The organism is Pseudomonas sp. P4_C8, from assembly GCF_056401975.1.
The window spans coordinates 1-3,991 of the sequence record NZ_JBFUIH010000096.1; the positions used below are offsets into that span (position 1 = coordinate 1).

Genomic DNA, 3,991 nt, shown 5'->3' on the forward strand with positions numbered 1-3,991 from the left:
CGGGCCTTCCAGATAGCCGGCAAAATCGCTGGCCATCACACTGGCCTGGGCCAGCGATTCACAGGTGTGGGCCAAGAGGTCTTCGTCTCTGAGATCGGGTGCAAGCATGAACATCGTGCTTGGCTTGCGGGCCACGGGGGATTTGAGCGCTGAGGGATTGAGGTAGTGATTCAGCGCGCGTTCGGCGGCGTCGTGGAATTTTTTGGAATCGACGGATTCGTAGGGGGAAACGTCGTCGGTTTCCGGAGGATTCGGAGTTTCTTTAATCATTGGCAAAGATCCTTAGAGTCGAGGAGCCGCCACTTTCCGTTTTCCAGACGGAGGGTGGCAGCTGTACGCGGACTGGAAAAACCGAGAAGGATCAAACCCGGCAGACCCGAAGGTCTCCCACGTACAGCCGCCATAACTTAAATCGCGGAGCTGAAAAAACGCCGCATTATGTCATGTGCTGTGATCCTATCTTCGGGTTTTCCAGACCCGATCGCTGAAATGCCAGCGACCCACAAAGCCTACCCATTTCCCGTCTGACCCAACAACCGACAGAACTCGTCGGAATCCTTCCCCAAAATCAGCGCGTCTGTAGGACAGTGAAATCAATTTGCCAGCCGAACGTCTCTTGGATTCCGGGCTCACGAGGCGCAAACCATGCGGTAGCTGATGCCCGGACGCTGGGACACGAAGCCCGTCGGCGGGAGAGGGATAAGTGTTTTTTCGGATGTTTTTTTGTGTACCGGACAATTTTGCAGTCTTATATGCTCCAACACTTGGACACGAGCCAAGTGCTTGGTTGATTACTTTGGAAAACGTCTGATTGTTTTCTATAAAGAGCGTCAGCATGGTGCTGCCTCTGAACACTGATATGGAAGTCAAAAATGTCCGGCAAGCCTGCTGCGCGCAAGACCGATTCCGTGAGCTGTCCCCGCTGCGGTGGAACAGCCATCGAATCCGGGTCACCCAATGTATTTTTTGATGGTCTGCCCGCTGCCCGGGTAACTGACTGCACCACCTGCGGCAGTGTCTTGACCCTGGCCGCCATGTCCTCGGTGCAAATCAATGGCCAGGCCGCGCTGGTCACCGGCTCGCAAGGTACGCATGGCGATACCATCACGGGCGGGTCATCGAGCATCATCATCGGCAACAGCTTCACGCCTGCGCCGGTTTCCCCGGTCAATCCGATGCCTGCGCATTTGGTTGCGCCTGCAAGTTACCAGCCCCCGGTCATTGCACCTACCCCCTCGCCTGCGCCGACCGTTGCTGCTGACGACTTGGTTTTAGAGGAGGAAGAAGAGGAAGAGGAGCTGTATGAAGAGAAACCGGTGGGTATCACCTTGCGCATCGGTGTGTTCTTCGATGGGACATTAAACAATGCGAATAACAGCCTGATGGGACAGTTGTGTGGCGCAACCCACGCCATTAAACCTGAGGATCTGGACGCCAGCTGTAAGCCGTATATGTCTGATCCGGACAGCAGTTATGCGAATGATGCGTCAAATATCAGAAAACTCTGGGAATTGTATTTTTTCTCCGATGAAATTCAGGGCTCAGGCGATAAACACCAACTTTTTCAAAGGATTTACGTTGAGGGAATAGGCACTTCATCGGGTCTGGCAGATAGCTTGCTGGGTGCCGGCATGGGGCGTGGCGCATCAGGTGTGAACGGTAAAGTAGACGACGTTTTTCGTGATATTGCGAAGAACGTCCTCCGTTTTTCCCAAGCCAACCTTGGCTCTAAAATCATCAACCTGACCTTCGACACCTTTGGGTTCAGCCGAGGCGCAGCCGCTGCACGCCACTTTGCCAATGAGGTGGCGTTAGGCTCGAATGGCCCTTTGGGACAGACCATCAAGATGCTTCGCGGAGCTTTCCATCAGTCGTTCAGGGGGGAGTACCAGCACGATGTCCAAATGGGTTTTATCGGCTTGTTTGATACCGTACCGTCAGTAGGCGGCCTGGCTAATCTGGGTTATGTCCGCAGCCAAACACAACCGGGTCTCAAACTGTATTTGCCTCGCAGCTTGTTTCCCAATGTTGTCCAATTGGCAGCCCGGGACGAAACCCGCGCCAACTTCGCCTTGAGCCGGGTCAAACCCGATCACTTGGAAATCACATTGCCCGGTGTCCATTCGGACCTTGGCGGCGGCTACTTCCCTGAGTCCGAAGAGAACCTGCTGATCAGTCCCATGCAGGTGCTGGATGTCCCCGGTACGATGGATGTGAAATACACCTCAATCTACCGCGACGCGCAACAGGTGAAGGCCCAGTGGGAAGCCAAAGGCTGGCCGTCCCAAATGTTGGAGGTCGTGACCCCCTATGTTCGGGGCTTACCTTCGTCTCAGCAAAATAGCTTTAATCCTGACAAGCAGGTCTATGCGGCATTGCAGCTCAAACGACCTGTACGAGGTGAGTTGTCGCGGGTTTACCTGCGGGTGATGTATGAGCAGGCCAAACTTAAGGGGGTAAAGTTCATTTATCTGGACGATGCCGATCCGAGCTATGCAGTACCGATCGAGCTTCAAGCCCTTTGTGACCGTTTTGTCGCGGGCGACTACAGTACGACGCCCACCGAAGAGCGATTGTTGAAGTTGAAGTACATTCATACCTCGGCCAACTGGAACCCACCGACAATCCTTCAGGGCTCAACACCTCGAACCAGTGCGGGGTTGCTGTACTTTAATGCCCCAACCACGGATGGAATCCGAGTACAACATCCCCATGTACCCGACTAGGAGTCACGAATATGCCAATACTATGGATCCTGCTGGGGGCGTTGCTGGTGAGCGGTTGTCAAGCTTCAGGCCTTTCCACAGGGCGTTCAGACATGGACGCCGGCCCATGGGCGATAGGTATTGCCCATCCTTACTTTATGGAAGTCTGGGTTGAGGACAGTGCAGCTATTGATGTCGATGGTGTCTTGTACCGTCGGATTAGCAGTGGTGGCGCTGCCGGTGGAGAAAAAAAAGGTGCAGATGTCGCTCGAGAATGGGTCGGGGTGAGTGGGGGAGGCGATATAGCCGTTCGGGGTGCCAAACTACCAGTGCGCATTTATGTTCGCTGGCAATCGGCGGTCGAGCCGCAAACCTATCAAGGTTGGATTGAGATACCGGAAAGTGCTCGGCAGGTTATGCGCGACGCCCTGACCAAGGAATGTCCAAGTATTCCCGAGATGTCAGCGTTCCCGAGGAGCGCCGCTGTACGACTTGGACTTGCACCGGGCGGCGTTGTGCAGGTATGGGCGGAGGATGAGTGTCTACGCCCAGTAAAGGTCGCACGTGGCCAAGCTGAAATAGCGCCGCTTGGGCCGTATCTTGGCAAGTCTGGCGGACGTTACTACCCCCAGACAGAAGCCTCCAAACGCTATGTCGAAAAATACGGTATCCCCTACGGAAGCTGGTGAATAACCATAAATTCAGCCCGCCAACTGGCGGGCTTTTTTCTATCTAGCGCAGGGAGTCAAGCTCCTGGCCAAACAACCCGATGCTTAATGCGGGAGCCGATTCCGATCTGGTACACCCTCCAAAACTGTGGGAGTGAGCCTGCTCGCGATAGGGGTGTGTCAGTCGACATCAATTTTGAATGTCCAACCGCCATCGCGAGCAGGCTCACTCCTACAGGGGGATTGGTTTTTGCCGGGGGATTAGCGGTGTGGCGTGGGTTTGGGTAGTTCGAGGTTATCGAGCATTCGGTTCGCCGCCAGTTCGGCGAGCATGACGATTTGTTGGATTGCCATGGCGGTGTTGCGGTGCGGGCCTTCCAGATAGCCGGCAAAATCGCTGGCCATCACACTGGCCTGGGCCAGCGATTCACAGGTGTGGGCCAAGAGGTCTTCGTCTCTGAGATCGGGTGCAAGCATGAACATCGTGCTTGGCTTGCGGGCCACGGGGGATTTGAGCGCTGAGGGATTGAGGTAGTGATTCAGCGCGCGTTCGGCGGCGTCGTGGAATTTTTTGGAATCGACGGATTCGTAGGGGGAAACGTCGTCGGTTTCCGGAGG

At 55.1% G+C, this 3,991-nt stretch carries 4 protein-coding genes; 2 read left to right on the plus strand and 2 right to left on the minus strand.

The genetic code is table 11. From position 1 onward, the window contains the following. The coding region (locus tag AC1DWM_RS29930) for a DUF6124 family protein (RefSeq protein ID WP_477796858.1) at positions 1-270 on the minus strand (270 nt) is incomplete at its 3' end. 602 nt (positions 271-872) lie between these two features. On the opposite strand from AC1DWM_RS29930, the gene AC1DWM_RS29935 reads away from it, so the two are divergent. Further along, positions 873-2,726: a PAAR domain-containing protein gene (locus AC1DWM_RS29935; RefSeq protein WP_477796859.1), complete on the plus strand. Its 1,854-nt coding sequence runs from the start codon at positions 873-875 to the stop codon at positions 2,724-2,726. A gap of 11 nt (positions 2,727-2,737) precedes the next feature. Further along, on the plus strand, positions 2,738-3,394 hold the full coding sequence (locus AC1DWM_RS29940; protein WP_223516651.1) for a DUF2931 family protein: 657 nt from the start codon (positions 2,738-2,740) through the stop codon (positions 3,392-3,394). A 240-nt stretch (positions 3,395-3,634) separates the two neighbouring features. Here AC1DWM_RS29940 and AC1DWM_RS29945 read toward each other — a convergent pair. Then, positions 3,635-3,991 (minus strand): DUF6124 family protein (locus AC1DWM_RS29945; protein WP_477796860.1); only part of this gene is annotated, 357 nt, incomplete at its 5' end.